Below are 19,286 nucleotides of genomic sequence, written 5' to 3'. Positions count from 1 at the left end.
GTATAATGAAAAGAAGACAAAGATATAAGTTCTTACTTATTTTTATTTTAATAATATGTTGAATGATAAATTAAGATAGGACTAGCGTGATTTTATATACATTTTTATCTGGTATTGGGATTGTCTATTTATGTTTTTTAATAGGGAAGAGTCTAAAAAAATCTAAGCAACAATATCAAGCACCTAGAGTAATTCATGAATGGATATGTGATGACCCTGAAGGCGAACTGTATGTAGCTTTTATTACATCAGATCAGAAAGTTTGGTCTGCTGGTGGACGGTATGCGCATTCTTCTGGTTCAACAAGTACGACTTGGTCTGGTTTCTTGTCTGGTGATTTAAACGATCTTGTCCTGAAAACGATGGGGCAACAGGTGCTTGAGGAAATGATTGAGTATCTTAAGCAACAAAAATAATAAATGTGTAGGATGTATAGTTAAGCCTATATCTAGCTTAGATTATTATTCAAGTGACATCTGATTTTTTAAATGGATATTCAGACTTACAGCATTATCAAAATAGCAAAAATAAGTATATCTGATAGAAAGCTTTCTATTATAGAATTTCAAGATGCCTTTTATTTTTATAATCAACGTATTATAAGGTTGAAGCTTGAGGAGTTAATTTTAGAATCTCAAAAATTGGATAATTAAACTATGAAACTCAACTCTTTCTCTCCGCTCCCTGAGGATGATGACGAGCTGCGTCTGCCTGAACTTGTCTATTGGGCATCTCTAGGTGATGTGGAACAAGTCGAGCAATTATTGGCAGAGGGTACAGATCCTAACCAAACCGATGATGAAGGTTATAGTGCATTACAGGCTGCTGCTGAGAACGATCATTTAGCCGTAGTGAAGATTTTGGTGAGTAAAGGCGCGAATGTCGCTTATAAAGGCGAATATACCGCCCTACAGCTTGCTGAAATGGCAGAGCATGGCGAAGTGGTTGCGTATCTTAAAAGTCTTTAAGTCATGCATAAAAATTATAAATAAAAAGAAGCCCCATCATCCTGACAGAGCTACCTTTATATTCAGTTTATTGTCGTTTATTTCCTATAAACAACCACATCCTGTGCATCTTGTTGTTCTGAATGAGACTTCCTGTCTCTCTATGATTCGTATATTAAAACTAAAGTTGAGAGCCGTATATTCGTTAATGACCCTGATTACTGTAAGTTTAAGCTTACATTTATCTAACATCATATTTCTGTAATTTTTCAATAATGACCTTGAGTGCCTTAATTTCAAATTCATTTGCCTCAAAAGTTTCCGTTTGGTTTCGTTTAAAAATATCTCGGATTTCAAGAACTGCGTTGGAATCAATCAGTCCAAGTTGTGTGCCTACCTGACGGATTTGATCAATCGAACGTGAACCATTGGTTGAACCATAGCCGATATAGGCTGCGGGTTTACCCTGCCATTCTTTCCCAATGTAATCTAGTGCATTTTTAAGGGCTGGACTGTAGCCATGATTATATTCAGGGCTGATGAGGATAAACGCATCTGCCGCGGAAATTTTATCCGCCCATTGCTGTTGCTTCGGTTGATCATAGATTCCAGTCGCGGGTGGGTGGGCACCTGCAAAAATTGGTAAATCCCATTCCTTTAAGTCAATAATTTCTGTTTGGATGTCTTTTAAGGAAAAATTGCCAACCTCTTGATGTAGCCAATTGGCAACCTTAATTGCGGTTCGGTTTTCACGGACGCTGCCAACGATAATATAAATAAGCATGGGTGGATTCCTATATTTCTGATGTTGGATTGATTTTTAATGCAATTGAATAAATCTAAATGATTTTATAATTGTTTATTGATTAAAAAAGCTCTCATTTGAGAGCTTTTGTGTTACATCAATTGAACGCCTTGCTGTCCAGCAGGGGTGACCTTAAAGATTTCAACCTCAAAGGTAATGTTTTTACCTGCAAGCGGGTGGTTAAAATCAATTTCGGTAATGTCATCATTAACCGATTTAACCACGCCAAACAGCGTTGCCTTGGCCTTGTCTTCAAACTCAATCATATGACCAACAATAGGGCGTTGTTCAAACTTGACTGTATCGAACGTCTGGATGTTTTCAGGATTCCACGGACCAAAAGCATCTTCAGGGGGTAAATGTACGGTACGGCGATCACCTGCACGTAAACCAAATAAAGCCTTTTCAAATCCTGGTAATAAGCTGCCATCGCCCATGACCAGACTTACAGGCTCTTCACGGTTACGGGTGTTGTCGATTTCAACACCATTCTCAATAGATACAGAAAAATGCAAGTCGACTTTTGAGCCATCTTGAATACGAATTTCTTCGTTTGGTTGGATAATTTCAGTCATCTTATGCATCCGCGTTTTGGTTGCGTTTCTTCTCAAGGAAGAACGTATCGATCAGCAGCAAAATTGTGCCTAGGGTAATCGCACTATCGGCAAGGTTGAATGCTGGGAAATGGCTGTTTTGGTAGTAAACATGGATAAAATCAACCACATAACCTAGACTGACACGGTCAATCAGATTGCCAATTGCACCACCTAGAATCAAGGCAATTGCCATAGGTAGAACGATCATTTTCTTAGGCATACGCATCAGCCAGAAAATGAAAATAACCGAGACCACGCCTGCTAAAGAGGTGAACAGGTAACGTTGCCAACCACCCGCATCTGACAGAAAGCTGAATGCTGCGCCATGATTATGTAGTAAGGTCCAGTTTAAAAAAGGCAGCACTGGAACAGGATCAGCATAATTTAAATGCGAGCTGGCAATCCATTTGGTCCATTGATCCAATACAATGGCAAGGACAGAAAGTCCAAGCCAAAGTAGGTTATGCGGATAAAATTGAAATAAGCTTTTCTTTGCTGGGCTTGATTGCACAGAATTATGCATATTTTCTCACTTCGCCACTGCCTGTGACGTTGACAATACAACGAGCGCATAAACCAGCATGGCCAATGTGCGTATTGACATCTGGCAACACATGCCAGCAACGTACACATTTTTCACCATCTGCTGCTGAAACTTTCACACGTAAACCTGCGAGGTCTGTGCTTTCGCCTTGTTCAGCATATGGATGAACGATGACTTGAGAGGTGATCAAGACAAAACGTAATTCATCAGCCAATTGGTTTAATAATTTTTGTAAAGCTTCATCTGCCCAAAGTTCAACTTTAGCAGATAAGTTACTACCGACCAGTTTAGCGTTACGTGCGGCTTCAATCTGTTTATTTACTGCTGATTTTACGCTAATCAATGTTTGCCAATCTGCTTCAGAAAGTAAGTTTGCTGTTGATGCGGTTGGGATGTTATACCATTCAGCCGTGAATACATATTTGTCAGTTTGTTCAGGAATCAATGGCCAGGCTTCTTGCGCGGTAAAGCTCAAGATAGGTGCCATCCAGCGAACAAAAGCTTGGACTATATGATACAGCGCTGTTTGAGCAGAACGACGTGCTTGTGAGTTGGCTTTGGTGGTGTACTGACGATCTTTGATGATGTCGAGATAGAAGCCACCTAAGTCATTAATACAGAAGTTGGTCAATGCATTGGTCACAATATGGAAATTCATCTCTTCGTAGGCTTGCTGAATTATTTTCTGCACTTCAGCAGCACGTTGCAAGATGTATTGGTCTAATGCGATCAATTCGTTTACAGGTAAAACATCTGTTGATGGTTTGAAGCCATTCAGGTTTGCCAACAAGAAACGTAAGGTATTTCGAATACGACGATAACCATCAGAGGCACGGCTAAAGATTTCTTTACCAGCCGTCATTTCATAACGATAGTCAGCAGAAGCGATCCAAAAGCGTAAGCCATCTGCACCCATATCTTTGATGATGTCTTGTGGGGTGATGATGTTGCCTAATGACTTAGACATCTTACGACCTTTCTCATCCACGACGAAACCGTGGGTGAGTAGACCTTTATATGGCGCACGTTCATTGATCGCAATTGAAGTTAACAATGAAGATTGGAACCAGCCACGGTGTTGGTCTGAACCTTCAAGATACAGATCAGCAGGATCTTGTAACTCTTCACGTTCACGTAGTACTGCGTAGTGTGTTGTTCCAGAGTCAAACCAAACGTCTAATGTATCGCGGACTGCGTTATATTGTTCAGCATCTGCACCAATGAAGTCGCTGGCCTCACGGTTATACCAACCATCAATCCCTTCTTGTTCGATCAGTTTTGCAACTTCTTCAATGAGTTCTGGTGTACGTGGATGCAAAGCATTCGTATCTTTGTGTACAAAGAATGGGATCGGTACACCCCAGGTACGTTGGCGTGAAATACACCAGTCAGGACGGCCTTCAATCATCGACTGAATACGATTTTTACCCCAATCAGGAACAAACTCGATGTCATTTTCAATCGCATTCAAGGCTGTCTGACGTAACCCTTTGGCATCCATGCTAATAAACCATTGTGGTGTTGCACGGAAAATAATGGGTGTTTTGTGACGCCAGCAATGTGGGTAGCTGTGTTTGATCGGCTGATGTGCCCATAAACGACCCACAGCACCTAATGCTTCGATAATTTTTGGATTGGCTTTATAGATGTGCTCGCCTGCAAAAATCGGTGCAGTTGGTAAATATACGCCATTACCGCCGACGGGGTTATCCACTCTTAGATTGTACTGTAAACCGACTTTATAATCGTCCACACCATGTCCAGGTGCAGTGTGTACAGCGCCTGTACCACTGCTGGCAATAACGTGTTCACCGACAATCACTGGGACCTGACGATCAGTAATTAATGGATGTTGTAATAATAAATTTTCGATTGCTGAGCCTTTAAAATCAGCCAGTACCACTGGATCTTCAAGCTGATAACGTTCGATTGCTGATTCAACCAGATCTTTGGCAAGAATAAAGTTTTGCGAGCCACGATCAGTCGAGACTTGTACGAGTTGATAGTCAATGTCGGCATGTACCGCAACTGCCTGGTTGGCAGGTAAAGTCCACGGTGTAGTTGTCCAAATCACAATATCAGTCACATCTTGAACATCAACATTCAAGCGTGCGCTTAAATTTTTGAGATCAACCACGGTGAAGCCAACATCAATCGCATCAGATTTTTTATCTTCGTATTCAACTTCTGCCTCTGCTAGCGCAGAACCACAGTCCAAGCACCAGTTCACAGGTTTCAGGCCAGGTTCGATGTGACCTGCCTTGGCAATTGCACCCAGTGAACGAACGATGTCTGCTTCTTGCTTAAAATTCATCGTAAGATATGGATTATCCCAATCCCCAAATACGCCCATACGCACGAAGTCTTTCTTTTGTAATTCAACCTGGGTGTAAGCATATTCACGGCAGGCTTTGCGGAACGTAGATGCATCTACTTTTACACCAACCTTACCCACTTTTTCTTCGACTTTCAGTTCAATCGGTAAGCCGTGACAGTCCCAACCAGGTACATAAGGTGCATCAAAGCCATCCATCACACGGCTTTTGACAATGATGTCTTTCAAGACTTTATTCACCGCATGACCTAAATGGATTTGACCATTGGCATAGGGAGGGCCATCGTGCAAAATGTATTTTTTCTTGCCAATACGCGATGCGCGAATCTGCTGATAAATGTTGTCGGCATACCACTCTTCCAGCCATTTGGCTTCACGCACAGCCAAGTTTGCTTTCATGGCAAATTCAGTGTCTGGCAAATTGAGTGTGGCTTTATAATCCACTGCATTTTCAGGAGTTTGCTTATCGCTCATGCAAGTTTTCTTCCAGTTTTATCAGTCTAAACTGACATGTATTACAAATGAAAATTAAATTTAAAAAGGAAATTCTGCTGTGCGCTTACGGTAGTCCCGTAATTTCTGCACGTCATCATCAATTCCAGCTTTGAGTGCCTCAAGCGAAGGGTAATTCAGTTCACCATGCAAATAGTGAAGAAAAGTTACCCGCATCAACAAGCCATACAGATTAGCAGAAACATCAGGGAAATGTACCTCTAATCGCCATTCAGGCTGTTGCTGCTTGATGGCTGGTCGGGTTCCTACATGACCCGCGCCAAACAGGCTGTCATTTTGATAGCCTTTGATGCCATTTCGTGTCGCATCCGCATGTTTGATCTTTGCGGTCAGTGAGGCGTTTTCACACAACACATCCACCGCATAAATACCATTTAAACAGGGTTTGTGACGGTTTAAACGGACATTGATGGTTGGAAAATCAAGGGTGCGTCCAATCTGGTCGCCATATTGCACCCGTCCCGTGATGCTGTAGGGACGGCCCAGCAGCTTTGCCGCCAAAGCAAGGTCGCCCTGCTGTAGAACCTGACGGATACGGGTTGAACTGACCCGTTCTCCATTCAATGCCACTGTATTTAAATTGGTGACATCAAAGCCATATTCGCGTAGAAACTCGCTGTTGCCCTGACGGTCCTTGCCAAAATGGAAGTCATCGCCCAGCACCAGACTTTGTGCGTTCAGTTTGTTCTTGAGCAAATCGGCAAAGGCGGTGGCATTCATGCTTCTAAAGTGCTGGTCAAACTTTGCCACAGCAATGTAGTCCACGCCCAGCTCTGTTAAATATTCTACTTTTTCACGTAGGGAGTTGATGCGTGGTGGAGCATCATAGCCCTGAAAGAATTCGAGTGGCTGTGGCTCAAAAATCATCACCAGTGTTTTTAAGCCTTTGGCGCTTGCCAGCATTTTAAGCTGGGCAATCATCGCCTGATGTCCCAAATGGACACCATCAAAATTGCCAATCGTGACCGCAGTTGGGGCTAACTGAAAATCTGGCGATAATGCGTTGAGACGAAGCAACTTCATGGGCGTTAAATACAGTGAATTTTGCAAAGGCTATATATTGCCATATTCTCGGCGTTTCGTCTTGTTGTTGTGTTTTTCATCAGCAAAAAATTCGGAGAAAGGGTTTTTAGGGCAATTGCTGACCCTGCTTCATTCTGTTGGATAATCCGCTACACTACGCATTTTAAATTGTTGGGTGATCACGATGCAGTCTGAGATTGCTTTAATTATGGCATTGCCGAATGAATCAAAGGGCCTGTTTGAACAGGCAGGCATTCAGGTTCACTATAGTGGCATTGGCAAAATCAATGCGGCATTTAAAGCCTTTGAGGTGATTCAGAAAACTGGCTGTAAAACCCTGATCAATCTAGGCAGTGCGGGTAGCTCGCACTTTGATGCACACAGTCTGGTTGAGGTGATCACCTTTGTGCAACGGGACATGGACGTTTCACCACTGGGGTTTGCCGTGGGCGTGACACCAATGGATGAAGACATTCCTGCCGAAATTCATGCCCAGCCGCATTTTGAACATTTGCCTAAAGGCATTTGTGGTACAGGCGACTCTTTTGAAATAGGGCAACCAAAAGTATCCTGTAATCTGGTAGACATGGAAGCCTATGCCCTCGCTAAAGTGTGTCAGAAGCTGGGGGTGCGCCTGATTTCAGTCAAGTATATTACCGATGGCGCCAACGATACTGCGCATCTGGACTGGGAGGAAAATCTGCTGGTGGGGGCACAGAAATTATTGGCCTTATACCAGACACATTTTTAAATAAAAAAGCCTATCTGTTGAGATAGGCCTGTTCAATGCTTTCTGGTTTTAACGTGGCAACACACCATACAGCATCAAGTGTACCGTATGCTCAATGGTGCGTTGATACATACTGCGGTTGCGCAGGGTCTTGCCTGTGACCATTTCCATTTGAGTAGAAAAATCCGCATAGTTTTGGGTGATCGCCCAAATATTGATAATTAATAATTCTGCATCAATTTCTTTGGATAATTTGCCTTGTTCCTGCCAAGTCTCAATCACTTTGGTTTTGCGTTTAAACAGCTTTTTCAATGGACCTTTTAAAATCGGTAAAATATGTGGTGCACCCTGAATGATTTCCAATGCAAATAAACGAGAAGCTTTGGGCTGATCTTTTGAACTTTCGATTTTTTGCATCAAATAATGAGTTAAGGCCTCAGTTGGCTCAAGTTCGACTTCCAATATTTGTAAAGGTGCCAGCCATTTTTGCAGCACGGTGGTGAGCACTTCAACATACAGTGACTCTTTGTTTTCATAATAATAAAAGATATTGGATTTATGCATATTTGCCAGTTGTGCAATTTCATCCAGACTTGCACCACTAAATCCATAGACGGAAAAAACATCCAGGGCAGCATTCAGCAGTTGATTGCGCTTTTGTGTACTCTTTTTCTGTTCCATCTGCGAGCTTGATTCAAAAAATGTCATTGACATTGTAAGATAAATTGGCAGATTTGTGCAAAATAACCGCATTTTTTTATCGAAAAAGCAGGGATTGCCAGACCAGTAGTCACGATGTGTTTGATAATTATTGAAATCTAAAATGGGTAAGACATATTTTGTAAATAATTTCTCAGTCATTGCGAGAAATTGTCGAGTGGTTGTTGTTCTTGAAATGTGTTTTTTGAGATGGGCAAAAGCGGTTTTAGGTGGCTAAAACCGCATCAAGGACCTGTTGTTCCAACTGGGCAAAAGCAATACTTTTTTTGCGTGGACGCGGAAGATTGACCTGAAAATTATGCGCAATATGCCCCTGATCCAGCAGAATAATTCGGTCAGCAAGCTGTACTGCTTCACTGACATCATGTGTCACCAGAATTGCGGTAAAGCCCTGTTCTTTCCAGAGGCGTTCAATCAGGTTCTGCATTTCCAGACGGGTAAGTGCGTCCAGTGCACCAAGTGGTTCATCCAGCAACAGGATACGCGGCGCATGTGACAATGCCCGAGCCAGTGCGGCACGTTGACGCTGACCGCCTGATAGCTGGGCAGGCCATTGTGTGGCTTTTTCCTTTAGGCCGACTTTTTCCAGAAGTTGCTCTGCAAGCCCATGCTGACTTTTGGCCAATCCCAGTTGCACATTTTGCAAGACACTTTTCCAGGGTAGCAGGCGTGGATCCTGAAACATCACCCGAATGTCGTCACTGGTGATGCCCTCACGGAAGTTGCGTGCGGACTGGAACTTGATTTCACCATAGCTGGTCTTTTCCAATTGCGCGATTAGGCGTAGCAGGGTGCTTTTACCACAGCCACTGCGCCCGACAATGGCAACAAACTCGCCTGCCTGAATGTTTAAATCAAGATCCTCAAGCACCTTGACCTCGCCATAGAACTTATACAGTTGCTCAATCAGGATATCTGCACCATTGGCTGGGGCGCTTGTGGTTTCTGGCTCAATAATGGGCTGGATGAAATTATTTTCATATAGGTTTAGATTGAGGTTGCTCATGTTTATTTTCCTTTATTATTTTTGATAACCTGAATGCCAGCGTAATAAATAACGTTCCAGCAGTTGTGCAAAGACATCGGCCAGTTTCCCCAGCAAGGCATACAGCAGGATACCCACCAGTACGATATCAGTTTGTAAAAACTCCCGTGCATTCATGGTCATATAACCAATGCCTGACTGGGCAGAAATGGTTTCAGCAACGATCAGCAATACCCACACCAAACCGAGAGAGAAACGTAGCCCCACTAAAATGGAGGGCATGGCACCTGGTAAAATAATGTCTTTATACAGTTGCCAGCGGTTCAGCCCATAGCTTTTACCCATTTCAATCAGCTGCGGATCAACTGAACGGATGCCATGATAGGTATTGATATAGATTGGGAAAAACACCCCGACTGCCACTAGAAACAACTTGGCTGTTTCATCAATGCCAAACCATAAGATCACCAGTGGAATCAGGGCGAGTGCAGGGATGTTGCGGATCATTTGCAAAGTGGTGTCCAGCAAGGTCGATGCAACACGGGATGAGCCATTCAGCAAGCCGAGAACTAGCCCCAGCCCCCCACCTACCAATAAGCCGAGTAAAGCCCGTCCAGCACTGACCTTGACATGCTGCCAAAGCTCACCACTGATGAGCAGGTGCCAAAAGGCACTGACCACAGCAGTGGGGGCGGGCAGAACCCGACTTTGCAGTAAGCCTGTACTTGAAGCAATTTGCCAGATGGCGATCAATAAGATCGGAAACAGCCACGGTAACAGGCCTTTGCCGAGCTGCTGTGTTCCACGTGAAACGTTATTTAAGAAAACTTTTGCACTCATGCTGTCTCCTTGACCAGATTTTTTGCTTCTATGGTCTCAGGGACGTAGTTGTTGGCAATGATCTCCCCAAATGGTCCTGTTAAGTGCGGTTGTACTAATTTCTTTTGAGTTTTTAGTGGCAAGAGTGGAAACACCAGTTCTGCAAAACGAATTGATTCTTCCAGATGTGGATAGCCTGAGAAAATAAAGGTATCAATGCCTAAATCTGCATATTCCTGAATTCGTGCAGCCACTGTTTCAGGGTCTCCTACCAATGCCGTACCCGCACCACCACGAACCAGACCAATGCCTGCCCAGAGGTTAGGTGAAACTTCCAGTTGATCCTTACGTCCACCATGCAGTGCAGCCATGCGTTGCTGGCCCACTGAATCCATTTGCGCAAATTTCTTTTGTGCCGCAGCAATGGTGGCATCATCCAGATACTGGATCAGTTCATCCCCTGCTGCCCAGGCCTGTTCATTGGTTTCACGTACAATCACATGCAGGCGAATGCCGTAATTTAGGGTTCTGCCTTTAGCGGCAGCTTTGGCACGTAAATGTTGGATTTTTTCCTTGACTGCGGCAGGTGGTTCACCCCAAGTCAGATAGGTATCAACCTGTTCTGCTGCCAGCTCAGTCGCCGCTTCGGATGAGCCACCAAACCATAACGGGGGATAAGGCTGTTGCACAGGTGGGTAGAGCAGTTTGGCATCATCGACGCTTAAGCGTTCGCCATGAAAAGTGAAAGGTTCACCTGTATGCGAGCGGGTCAGGATTTCACGCCAGATTTTGACATATTCAGAAGCAGTCTGATAACGGGTGCTGTGGTCCTCATACAGGCCATCGCCTTTGAGTTCCTGCTCATCTCCACCTGTGACAAGGTTGAGCAGGATACGACCATTGGAAAGACGGTCAAAGGTCGCCGCCATGCGGGCGGCGAGCGCAGGCGTGGTGATGCCTGGACGGAGGGCCACCAAAAACTTAAGTTGTCGGGTGGCATCAATCAGGCTGGCAGCGGTAATCCACGGGTCTTCACAGGAACGGCCTGTTGGAATCAGTACGCCATCATAGCCCAGGTTGTCGACTGCCACCGCAATCTGTTTCATATAGGCATGATCGACCTGACGCGCACCCTTGCTGGTGCCTAGATAACGACTGTCACCGTGAGTGGGGATAAACCAGAAAATATTCATGTCGATGTTCCTTATGAAAAAGTAAAAAATTTATTTGGCAGACCAGACACTTTGCTGAATGTCGATCTGTACAGGGATAAGCTGTTCCTGTTTAAATAGATCGGCGATCTGTTGCTGATTGTTGATCACCTCGGCCGTGAGTGCATGTACAGGCGAGGGTTTTGGGCGCTTGTCTAAAACCCGCTGTGCGATCTGGGTATTCAGTCCTGTGCTTTGTGCGTAAATCTGTAAAGCCTGATCCTGATATTTCACAATCCACTGGTCGGCCACATTGACGCTATTGATAAATTTTTGTGCAGCCTCAGGATGCTGCTTAATAAAATCAGGGCTGCCAATATAAAATGAATAGGTGGTTGGAAAGGCGGACCCATCAATGAGGGTACGGGTATGGCCCTGTATTTCCGCCGTCCCCAGATAGGGTTCCCAAATCACCCAGGCATCAACCGCCTGTTTATCAAAAGCGGCGCGGGCATCTGCTGGAGGCAGCCAGATGGGTTGAATGTCCTGCCACGACAGGCCTGCTTTCTGTAGGGTCTTTGCCAATAGCTCATGGGCACTTGAACCTTTTTGTACTGCAATCCGTTTACCCTTTAGGTCTTGCAGCACCTTAACCTTGCCATCGGCATGTACCAAAATTGCCTGTGCATCTGGAGCAACCACTTCATAGGCAACATAGCTCAATGGCTTTGCCGCAGCCTGTGCGAAGATCGGCGGCGTATTGCCCACATAGCCAAAATCAACCGCACCTACCGCCAGTGCCTCCAGCATTTGTGGGCCAGCAGGAAACTCACGCCATTCAATTTTGGCATTTGGAAATTCCTGCTCGAATAGTTTTTGTTGTCTTGCAACCAGTAAGTTGAGCGATGATTTCTGGAAACCAATTGAAAGCGTTTTGACAGTCTGGCTTGCAGGGGATGAAGCTGTTTCCTGTGCCGATGCTTCAGGTTTGTGACAACCATTCAGGAAAAGAGTACTGATGACCAGACTGGTGAGCGAAATCTGAGACCATACTTTCATACCCGTTCCTCCTGTTACCTGATTTCGTTCTTAAGTAACGCGTCCTGAATCACCAACTGTTTTGGAATCAGTTTTTGCGCGTAGAATGCATCAGCAACATATTGCTGTTCCTTGGCAACCTTTTCAGAGATGGGCTGAACTCCGAAGCCCATGCGTGAAATCGACGCTTTTAACACCTCAAATTCCAGTGCGGTTGGTTTTTCCAGTAGTTTCGCGGCATCATCTGGATGGGTCTTGACCCAGTCGGTGGTCTGGTTCAAGGTTTGAACAACGGTCTTTAAAATTTCAGGATGGTTTTCAGCAAATTTACGGTCCGCTAAATAGAACTGGTAATTGCTGACCAAATGCTCGCCATTGGCAATGACACGCGCATGTACCTGATGTTCCGCCGCAGCCAGGAACGGGTCCCAAATCACCCAGGCATCAACTGCGCCCTTTTCAAAGGCGGCACGGGCATCTGAGGGTGGTAGATAGACAGGCTGGATGTCATTGAGGGTGAGGTTGTTGGCTTCTAACAGTTTCAATAATAAATAGTGAACATTTGAACCTTTGTTCAGTGCAATACGTTTGCCTTTCAGGTCTTGTACGGATTGAATTGGGGAATCTTTTTGTACAATCAGGGCTTCAGCAGTAGGTGCTGCTGGCTGGTTGGCCACATAGACCAAATTGGGATTGGCTGCCTGAGCGAAAATAGGTGGGGCTTCACCCGCCTCACCCAAAGAGACACTGCCAACATTCAAGCCTTCCAGAAGTTGTGGACCCGCTGGAAACTCCACCCATTTGACATTTACACCTTGAGCAGCCAGGTTTTTTTCTAGTTCCCCTTTTGCTTTAACAATCGGCAAAATCCCATACTTCTGAAAGCCGATATTTAATGTTGTGGTTTCTTGTGGTTTGGCCTCTTGCTGCTCAGTCTGTTTTGCACAACCTGTGATATTAACCAAGCTGGCAAGCATTGCTGTAATCAGGATAGGTTGTGTCCATAAACGATTGATAGAAATGGCCATGCTGGTTGTGCTCCCCGAAAATTAAAAGATGAAATAAGCTGAGCAATCAAACTAAAACTTTTTTTATTGCATAAAAAATAACTAATCAGGCTTTGTTTATCTAAAAAAGTGCAAAACAGAATATTGGATATGCTTATCGTGGGTATAGATGTCAAAAAGGGGCTTCATTTTTATAAATTATTGTTTTTAATATTTTTCTATTTTAAGGCTATCGTTTTGCTCAGGGCAGATATAATAAAAAGACAGGATGCGGAGATATCATTATCAAAAATAACAATATCTCCAGAGGCATTAGCCAAGGGATTTTTTAAATACCAAAGAATTACGTTGATAGTTATAAAGTGCCTGACGTGCATTTGGCAGGTCATCCACGCTGGCAGGGCTAAAGCCATGTTCCAGAAACCAGTGCGCCGTGCGTGTGGTGAGGACAAACAGTTGCTGAATACCTTGCTGTTTGGCCCTGCTTTCCAGAAACTGCAAAATCTGGCTACCACGATTGGACTTACGGTAACTGGAGTCGACAGCAACACAGGCGATTTCGGCAGAACGTTTTTCATTGGCTTCCGCTGGAATCGGATAGAGTGCGGCACAGGCCAGAATCATGCCATCACGTTCAATCACGGCAAACTGCTCAATCTCACTTTCAAGGCGTTCGCGGGAGCGATACACCAGAATACCTTCCTGCTCCAGTGGACGCAGCAGGTTCATCAGGCCGCCCACGTCATGGATATTGGCAATCCGTACCTCCTCATAATGGGCATCGGTAATCATGGTGCCAATGCCATCACGGGTGAACAGTTCCTCAATCAGTGCGCCATCATAGGCATAGGAAATCAGGTGTACGCGGTGCACGCCTGACAGGGAAGCCTGTTGCGCCTGTTTTAAATGTAGGGCAAATTCAGGAGACTGGTTTTGGTATTGCTGAATATAGGGATCAAGCTGACGTGGGCTGAGTTCACGTAGCAACTGCTGTTTGGCATCCATTAAACCTTGCTGTTCACCCAGAAAAATTAGCTTATCCGCCTTTAACATGGTTGCTGTTTTGGTGGCCACTTCCTCAGCCAGCAAATTAAACACTTCACCTGTGGTCGAGTAACCCGTTGGCCCCAACAGCACAATGTTGTGATTATCCAGATGACGATGGATGGCATCGGTGTCAATTGAGCGGACATCGCCTGTAAGCTGGAAGTCAACGCCGTCACGGATGCCATAGGGCTTGGCGGTGACAAAATTGCCCGAAACCACATCAATGCGAGCGCCGTACATGGGTGAGTTGGCAAGTCCCATCGAAAGCAGCGCCTCAATTTCCAGGCGAATTGAACCCACGGCATTCATCACCCCACGCAGTGACTCACGTGTGGTAATGCGGCGGTTTTGGTGGAAAGGTGTTTCAATATTTCGTTCAGTAAGGTTCTGGTTAATCTGTGGTCGTGCGCCGTGTACCAGAATCAGGCGGATGCCGAGCGAATGCAACAGGGCAATATCATGGATGATGTGCTGGAAATTTTTATGCTGAACCGCCTCACCACCAAACATCAGCACAAAGGTTTTATGGCGGTGTGCATTGATATAGGGTGCGGAATGGCGAAACCAATGCACATAATCCTGTGTGCTACTCTGTGATATTTCAGTGATTTGGTTCGCCATGTTGATCTCAGATCGCTATCAATTGATCTGATTCTAACGAAAAAAATGAAAAGATAAATCTATTCCTAAAACAACGGCCCAAGTTTATTGAACCTGCACATGGGAAAATGCCTAGAATCCCATGATGCGCACAATGCTATTGTCATCCGAGTTGACCAGGATGTAGTCATTGTTGATTTTGTACCATTGCTCGTTACGGCCTGGTTTTGGCAGATTATTGTCCTTGTAGTCAACCTTGTAGCTGTTACCACGGTAGTGCTGTGGCATGACATAGCCAGCCTGCCAGCGATGCTGCTTCAGGCGTTCAACACCGCGTTCCTGACGCATGCGGCGCTCACGATCACGGTTTTCCTCTCCTGGACGACCCTGCCAGTTGCCGCGCGGATCATCATCACGTTCAAGGTTGCGGCCCTGCCAACCACCGCCACGGGAATCGTCACGGTCAAAATGCGGGCCTGCAAAACTACCCATACTGCTGAAAAGGGTGGTTGAACCTAATATCAAGATGATGAAAATTTTTTTCATGATGCACCTAGGCGGATGTCTCTCATGGGAAAACTGTACTCTAAAAATGCAGAGAAACTGTGAAGATCAATTCATTATTCCATTAAAAAGATGGAGATTCTCCCCAGTTCCCCTTTAAAAACGATGGGCTGTGACACGCAGGCCCATTGTTGGTTGATGCTGAAAACCTAGGCCTGCGCATCAATGCTCTGACCATTCATGTCAAGACTATCATCACCCATGAGGTAAAGATAGGCAGGCATAATCTCGTCAGCTGTTGGCAGCACTTTCGGGTCTTCATCAGGATAGGCCTTGGCGCGCATGGCGGTGCGTGTGCCCCCTGGATTGATGCAGTTAAAACGGATATTTGGATAGCTATTCTCCGCGGCAAAAATCTTGCTCATGGCTTCCGTAGCCACCTTGGAGACTGAATAGGCACCCCACAGCGCACGTGGTTCACGTCCCACACTGGAACTGGTAAACACCACCGAGGCGTGTGCCGATTTTTGCAGCAGTGGAAGCAGTGCCTGTGTCATGGCAAAAGGCGCACGCAGGTTGACGGACAGCACGTCATCCCAGACATCAATTGGATAATGCGCCAGTTCAACACGGTCACCCAGCATGCCCGCATTGTGCAGGATACCGTCTAAACGGCCAAACTGCTGTTCCAGTGTATTGACCAGAAGCTCATAGTCATGGCTGGAGGCGGTTGAAAGCTGTAAGGGCAGAATGGCAGGCTGTGGTGCACCCAGCCCCTCAATTTCATCATAGATGACTTCGAGTTTGTTCAGGGTACGACCATGAAGCACAACCGTAGCGCCATGTAAGGCATAACTAATAGCAGCGGCACGCCCAATTCCATCACCTGCACCTGTAATCAGGATAATGCGATCCTTGAGCAGGTCTGGACGAGGTTGATATTCTGAATATTTCATTGTTATACCTCCTATTGTTATCTTGTATGCTTAGCCCATCATACCCTGATTTTCGGCTAAAACCGCGATTTTATTTTTTAACAGTTGGTGAAGTTCAGGCACGCTTTGAATAATCGCATCGGCCTGCCATGCCAGCAGGTCATCACGGGACTCAACAGGCAAGTAACCATAGGCCGCCAAAATCGTGTACATCTCCGCATTGCGCCCTGCATCAATATCACGTGGGTGATCCCCCACATAGATAATGTCCTTGGCCTCCAGATTCAGCTGTTTCGCCGCCAAATACATCGGTTCAGGGTCAGGCTTGGTTTTGCTGACATCCTCTGGACACACCAGTACCGCGCAGCGTTCGGTCAGGTTTAGGGCGGCCAGTAGCAATTCACTTAAACCACGCGGTTTATTGGTGACAATACCCCAGGGGATTTGACGGGCTTCGAGTTCCTCAAGCAAAGGATACATGCCTGTAAATAAATCAGTATCCACTACGATTTTATCGCCGTAGATATCCAAAAAACGCTGACGATGCGCCAAAAATACTGGGTCTGTTACATCCATTTCAGGATAAACCAGTTTGACCATCGCACGTGCACCTTCAGACACCTGGGTTCGGATGATTTCCGCCTCCACCACAGGACGCTGCTCATCACGGCACATTTGCTGGATAATACGGACAAAGTCCGCCGCTGTGTCAATCAGGGTACCATCAAGATCAAATAAAACCGCTTTCATTAGGCACCTGTATTGACTGTATGAACCATGTAATTGACATCAACATTGGGTGCCAGCCAGTAATGCTTGGTGATCGGATTGTAATGCAGGCCCGTCATTTCTTTCAGGGTTAAGCCCGCATTGCGGATATCATGTGCCATTTCAGAAGGACGAATGAATTTATGATAGTCATGGGTGCCTTTTGGCAGTAGGCGCAGCACATATTCCGCACCGATAATCGCAAACAAGTAGGATTTGGGATTACGGTTGATGGTGGAGAAGAACACATGACCACCTGGTTTAACTAAACTTTGGCAAGCCTTGACGATGGAAGCGGGATCAGGCACATGCTCCATCATTTCCATACAGGTCACCACATCGTATTGTCCTGCCTGTTCCTGAGCCAGTTGCTCAACGGGAATCTGACGATATTCAATATTCTGTACATTGTCCTGCTGTGCATGCAGACGGCCCACCGCAAGTGGTGCCTCGCCCATATCAATGCCCAGCACATTGGCACCACGGCGTGCCATGCTTTCCGCCAGAATACCACCACCACAGCCCACATCCAGCACTTTCTTGCCCGCCAGCCCACCAACCCGCTCATCAATCCAGTTTAAGCGCAACGGATTGATTTGATGCAGGGGGCGAAACTCGGAATGCTGATCCCACCATTTGGCAGCCAAGGCCTCAAATTTTGCGATTTCCTGTGGATCAACATTCAACTGCGACATGGTGTCACCTCATTCATATTAGGATGATTATTTTGGTTTAATCTGTTGGTAGTGTAGCGATTCTGGAAAAAAAAGCGATAAATCCAATAAAAAACTTCACAGAAGCAAAACGAATTGGTCGTGTTTGTTTTATATTTAGCATATAAACTTACGAAAAATGCTTAGAGGAAAAGCAAACTCAATGAAAAAGTTAGTATTAAGTGGTTTAAGTGCAGTTGTAATGGCGTTTTCAATGAATGCAATGGCTGCGGATTTTGTTGCTGGCAAGGACTATACCGTGGTGGCCAACCCAGGTAAGACCGCGGCGCCAGCAGGCCAAATCGAAGTACGTGAATTCTTCTGGTATGGATGCCCGCACTGCTTCAAGCTTGAACCGCACATGCAGGCATGGTTAAAGAAAATTCCAAAAGATGTCTATTTCCTGCGTACCCCAGCGGCAATGAACAAGGTATGGGAACAGGGTGCCCGTGGCTACTATGTGTCAGAGGCACTGGGTGTGCGTAAGAAAACCCATATTCCACTGTTCCACGCCATCCATGATGGTGGTCAGCAGATTTTTGATCAGGCTTCACAGGCAAAATTCTTTGCAAACTATGGTGTGCCTGAGCAGAAGTTCAACAGCATGTTTAACTCATTCCCGATCACTGCAAAAGTGGCTGAATCTAATCAGTTGGCACAGCAATACCAGTTGACGGGTGTGCCAGCCGTAGTGGTCGCGGGCAAATATGTGGTGCAGGGTGAAGATGGCAAGGTCACCCAGGTAGTTGACTATCTGCTTGAAAAAGAACGTAAGGGCGGTAAGTAATTTACTGGTTTGTAGCGTAAAAAAGGACTGTTCAATACAGTCCTTTTTATTTTAGGACTGTTCCAGTTGAAACTCTTTTAAGTCAATCTGTACCGTCTGGGTCGGTAGTGACAGCGCCTGACTGACATAGAGGTTGATCAGCTTCTGGCGGGAACCAATCGAACGTTGATAATAGCTTGAATTTAATAATAAAGCCGCGCCGTAAGTGAGTGACCAGATATAAGAAAGATAATCACGAATCGACATATCATAATTCTGTGATTTTAAATATTTTTCAGTCATATCTTTTAGTGAAACAATACGCTGTTGACGGATCGCATACAGCTCATCGAACAAATGTTTGAGCTTGGACTCAGTCATAGTCAGATGTTCTTCTAACTGATGCAGTAAAATCGTACGACTCGGTGACGTTAAATGATAAAGCATATAACGAGGCGCATATTCCTTGACATCAGTGTTATATTTTTCTGAAATTTTTAAAATTTCCTTTTCATTCTGAATAATCAGTTCCAGTAGCAACTCATTCTTGCTGCGGAAATGTTTGTACAAGGTGCCTTTGGCAATATCCAGTTCGGCAACCAGTTCATCTAGGGTCATTTCTTGGTTGTTTTCGAGTAATAGCTTTTCCGCAACCTGCAAAATTTTTTCTTTACGAATTAAGAACTGGGTATGACGATCAGGATTCATGGTGCTTATAGCTCCTCATAGTGTTCTAAACG

21 protein-coding genes are annotated in these 19,286 nt (G+C 45.1%); 4 read left to right on the top strand and 17 right to left on the bottom strand.

Annotated elements, in window-relative coordinates:
• Positions 1-86: 86 nt before the first annotated feature.
• Together N5J47_RS16020 and N5J47_RS16015 are read left to right on the top strand one after the other, a co-directional pair.
• Complete coding sequence (locus N5J47_RS16020) at positions 87-416, top strand: hypothetical protein (protein WP_279960868.1); 330 nt, start codon at positions 87-89, stop codon at positions 414-416.
• Between the two features lie 240 nt (positions 417-656).
• Positions 657-968, top strand: coding sequence for an ankyrin repeat domain-containing protein (locus N5J47_RS16015; protein ID WP_279960867.1), 312 nt, complete (start codon positions 657-659; stop codon positions 966-968).
• Between the two features lie 220 nt (positions 969-1,188).
• Here the strand turns inward: N5J47_RS16015 and N5J47_RS16010 are convergent, their stop codons facing one another.
• From N5J47_RS16010 to ribF, 5 genes are all read right to left on the bottom strand, one after another.
• Complete coding sequence (locus tag N5J47_RS16010; protein WP_279960866.1) at positions 1,189-1,731, bottom strand: NAD(P)H-dependent oxidoreductase; 543 nt, start codon at positions 1,729-1,731, stop codon at positions 1,189-1,191.
• Positions 1,732-1,844: 113 nt separating this feature from the next.
• Positions 1,845-2,327: a peptidylprolyl isomerase gene (locus N5J47_RS16005; protein WP_004758661.1), complete on the bottom strand. Its 483-nt coding sequence runs from the start codon at positions 2,325-2,327 to the stop codon at positions 1,845-1,847.
• A gap of 1 nt (position 2,328) precedes the next feature.
• Positions 2,329-2,859 (bottom strand): signal peptidase II, encoded by a 531-nt coding sequence (lspA, locus tag N5J47_RS16000; protein ID WP_267981906.1) that lies wholly within the window; start codon positions 2,857-2,859, stop codon positions 2,329-2,331.
• A 4-nt stretch (positions 2,860-2,863) separates the two neighbouring features.
• Positions 2,864-5,701, bottom strand: coding sequence for an isoleucine--tRNA ligase (ileS, locus tag N5J47_RS15995; RefSeq protein ID WP_279960865.1), 2,838 nt, complete (start codon positions 5,699-5,701; stop codon positions 2,864-2,866).
• 60 nt (positions 5,702-5,761) lie between these two features.
• Complete coding sequence (ribF, locus tag N5J47_RS15990) at positions 5,762-6,763, bottom strand: bifunctional riboflavin kinase/FAD synthetase (protein WP_279960864.1); 1,002 nt, start codon at positions 6,761-6,763, stop codon at positions 5,762-5,764.
• Between the two features lie 184 nt (positions 6,764-6,947).
• Here ribF and N5J47_RS15985 point away from each other — a divergent pair, with 184 nt between their 5' ends.
• Positions 6,948-7,514, top strand: a complete 567-nt coding sequence (locus tag N5J47_RS15985) for a 5'-nucleosidase (RefSeq protein WP_279960863.1) — start codon at positions 6,948-6,950, stop codon at positions 7,512-7,514.
• Between the two features lie 48 nt (positions 7,515-7,562).
• On the opposite strand, the gene N5J47_RS15980 is transcribed toward N5J47_RS15985, so the two are convergent.
• From N5J47_RS15980 to ubiG, 11 genes are all read right to left on the bottom strand, one after another.
• Positions 7,563-8,174 (bottom strand): TetR/AcrR family transcriptional regulator, encoded by a 612-nt coding sequence (locus tag N5J47_RS15980; RefSeq protein ID WP_267981892.1) that lies wholly within the window; start codon positions 8,172-8,174, stop codon positions 7,563-7,565.
• Positions 8,175-8,418: 244 nt separating this feature from the next.
• Entirely contained in the window at positions 8,419-9,219 is an 801-nt protein-coding gene (locus tag N5J47_RS15975; protein ID WP_279960862.1) for an ATP-binding cassette domain-containing protein, read from the bottom strand.
• Between the two features lie 15 nt (positions 9,220-9,234).
• Positions 9,235-10,038 (bottom strand): aliphatic sulfonate ABC transporter permease SsuC, encoded by an 804-nt coding sequence (gene ssuC, locus N5J47_RS15970; RefSeq protein WP_279960861.1) that lies wholly within the window; start codon positions 10,036-10,038, stop codon positions 9,235-9,237.
• On the bottom strand, positions 10,035-11,210 hold the full coding sequence (gene ssuD, locus N5J47_RS15965; protein ID WP_279960860.1) for an FMNH2-dependent alkanesulfonate monooxygenase: 1,176 nt from the start codon (positions 11,208-11,210) through the stop codon (positions 10,035-10,037). Before ssuD ends, ssuC begins: the two co-directional genes overlap by 4 nt.
• A 30-nt stretch (positions 11,211-11,240) precedes the next feature.
• On the bottom strand, positions 11,241-12,227 hold the full coding sequence (locus N5J47_RS15960; protein ID WP_279960859.1) for an aliphatic sulfonate ABC transporter substrate-binding protein: 987 nt from the start codon (positions 12,225-12,227) through the stop codon (positions 11,241-11,243).
• A gap of 14 nt (positions 12,228-12,241) precedes the next feature.
• Positions 12,242-13,234, bottom strand: a complete 993-nt coding sequence (locus N5J47_RS15955) for a sulfonate ABC transporter substrate-binding protein (protein WP_279960858.1) — start codon at positions 13,232-13,234, stop codon at positions 12,242-12,244.
• Between the two features lie 291 nt (positions 13,235-13,525).
• Complete coding sequence (argA, locus tag N5J47_RS15950) at positions 13,526-14,881, bottom strand: amino-acid N-acetyltransferase (RefSeq protein WP_279960857.1); 1,356 nt, start codon at positions 14,879-14,881, stop codon at positions 13,526-13,528.
• Positions 14,882-14,992: 111 nt separating this feature from the next.
• Positions 14,993-15,406, bottom strand: a complete 414-nt coding sequence (locus N5J47_RS15945) for an RcnB family protein (protein WP_279960856.1) — start codon at positions 15,404-15,406, stop codon at positions 14,993-14,995.
• Positions 15,407-15,573: 167 nt separating this feature from the next.
• The gene (locus tag N5J47_RS15940; RefSeq protein ID WP_267981884.1) at positions 15,574-16,320 is read right to left on the bottom strand and encodes a YciK family oxidoreductase; all 747 of its coding nucleotides are present in this window, start codon (positions 16,318-16,320) and stop codon (positions 15,574-15,576) included.
• Between the two features lie 30 nt (positions 16,321-16,350).
• The gene (locus N5J47_RS15935) at positions 16,351-17,049 is read right to left on the bottom strand and encodes an HAD-IA family hydrolase (RefSeq protein WP_279960855.1); all 699 of its coding nucleotides are present in this window, start codon (positions 17,047-17,049) and stop codon (positions 16,351-16,353) included.
• A complete protein-coding gene (gene ubiG, locus N5J47_RS15930; RefSeq protein ID WP_279960854.1) occupies positions 17,049-17,762 on the bottom strand; it encodes a bifunctional 2-polyprenyl-6-hydroxyphenol methylase/3-demethylubiquinol 3-O-methyltransferase UbiG in 714 nt (237 codons plus the stop codon). Before ubiG ends, N5J47_RS15935 begins: the two co-directional genes overlap by 1 nt.
• Before the next feature lie 181 nt (positions 17,763-17,943).
• On the opposite strand from ubiG, the gene N5J47_RS15925 reads away from it, so the two are divergent.
• Positions 17,944-18,567, top strand: a complete 624-nt coding sequence (locus N5J47_RS15925; protein WP_267981881.1) for a thiol:disulfide interchange protein DsbA/DsbL — start codon at positions 17,944-17,946, stop codon at positions 18,565-18,567.
• Between the two features lie 51 nt (positions 18,568-18,618).
• On the opposite strand, the gene N5J47_RS15920 is transcribed toward N5J47_RS15925, so the two are convergent.
• Positions 18,619-19,254 (bottom strand): TetR/AcrR family transcriptional regulator, encoded by a 636-nt coding sequence (locus N5J47_RS15920; RefSeq protein ID WP_279960852.1) that lies wholly within the window; start codon positions 19,252-19,254, stop codon positions 18,619-18,621.
• Positions 19,255-19,286: the final 32 nt, after the last annotated feature.

Source organism: Acinetobacter sp. GD03645, assembly GCF_029845285.1.
In the GTDB taxonomy this organism is placed as follows: domain Bacteria; phylum Pseudomonadota; class Gammaproteobacteria; order Pseudomonadales; family Moraxellaceae; genus Acinetobacter; species Acinetobacter corruptisaponis.
This window is presented reverse-complemented; position numbering and strand designations above follow the sequence as displayed.